At 53.8% G+C, this 1,602-nt stretch carries 1 protein-coding gene; it reads right to left on the reverse strand.

Annotation, left to right across the window (positions count from 1 at the left end):
• Positions 1–97 precede the first annotated feature (97 nt).
• Positions 98–1,522: an IS1182 family transposase gene (locus BMX68_RS24915; protein ID WP_017129764.1), complete on the reverse strand. Its 1,425-nt coding sequence runs from the start codon at positions 1,520–1,522 to the stop codon at positions 98–100.
• Positions 1,523–1,602: the final 80 nt, after the last annotated feature.

A 1,602-nucleotide genomic window follows, 5' to 3' on the forward strand; every position in this document is an offset into this window, starting at 1 on the left:
CAGACTGTGTGAAAACACACTAATGGTGGTTCCAGCAAACGCCCCGACTTGTTCGGGGCGTTTGCTTTTGTGCTCACAGCAGACGAAAAAAGGCTTTTCAGCCCATCAACGCCATCAACTGACGTGCGCCAAGCACGTTAATCGCTCTTTTCAGGTTGTAGGCGTTCACCGCCAGGGCCATTTCAGCCCTCGTGCCCTCAAGCTGTCGCAGTAAGAAGCGAGCGTTGCCAAATAACCACTGTTTAAGGTTGCCGAAGGGATGCTCGACGATGGATCTTCGGCTGACCATCATTTCGGGGTGCGCCTGCATTCGCTGTTCCATCCGCTCGAAAGCCTTTTCGTGCAGGTGGCGTGAGATATATCGGCGTTGGGCGTCGGTGCATTGCGCTTTTAACGGGCAGCTTGAGCAGTCGCTGACCGCCGCTTGGTAGATCCGGCCTTTCTTGCTGATCTGTTTAAAGATCAGCCATTTTCCGGCAGGGCATTGATATCGATCTTGTGACGCATCGTAGGCAAATGCTGTTCGATCGAAAAATGCCTGTTCCTTGCCGCAGGAGTTGAGTGATCGCGCCACAGGTACATAAGCCGTGATGTTCTGATCCTCACAGGCCTTGAACTGCTTGCCATTGGAGTAGCCCGCATCCGCGGTGACCGTCAGTTCATCTTGCGAAAGTTGCTCCTTGGCCGCTTTGGCCATCGGTTCAAGTTGCTTGCGATCATCGCTGTCCTGAGTCACTTCATGGTGCACGATCATGCAGTGCTCAGCGTCCACGGCTGTCTGCACGTTGTACCCGACCCGAGGCCCTTTGTGCGTTCGCAGCATTCGCGCATCGCTTTCGTGGGTATTGAATTGCTCAAGCTCCATTGATTTCATCAGCGCCTGGCACGTCAGGTTATTGGAATGCCTGACCTCAAGTTGCGCCAAAGTTGCCTTTATCGCATTGCGGTCAATCTTCTCGCCGGCTTCGGTTCTATCCGCCTCATCCAGCTCGGCCAAATATTGCGCGATGCGCTTTTCCAGCTTCTTCTCTTGGTGTTGGAGCCGCTTCAAATTCACGTGACGCCGGGACGAGGCGACCGCCTGAAACTTGCTGCCATCAATGGCTACCAACTCACCGGTTATCAGGCCGGCAGTGCGGCAAAACTGGACGAAAGCCCGGCACGTCGCGATGAAAGCGGGTTTGTTGTCTTTACGGAAATCAGCGATGGTCTTGAAATCGGGCTTGAGTCGATTGATCAGCCACATCACTTCGATATTGCGCCGGCACTCGGCTTCGAGGCGCCGTGATGAACGGATCCGCTGGAAATAACCGTAGAGGTAAAGTTTTAGCTGATCGGCTGGATCGTAAGAAGGCCGGCCGGTGCTTTTGGGAAGTGCTTTATCAAAGCCTAGTCGCACCAGATCCAGTTTGGAGACGTAAAGGTCGATAACGCGAACGAGGTGATCCTCGGGGATCAACTCTTCCAGCGATACCGGAAACAGGCTGGTCTGGCTGCGGGACTGTCCCTGGATGTAAGCCATAACGAAAAATGCTCCGTATCTTTCGATACGGAGCATTTTCTTCGAGCACTGCGCAGATTGCTAGGTTTTCACACAGTCTG

Source organism: Pseudomonas agarici (assembly GCF_900109755.1).
GTDB lineage: Bacteria > Pseudomonadota > Gammaproteobacteria > Pseudomonadales > Pseudomonadaceae > Aquipseudomonas > Aquipseudomonas agarici.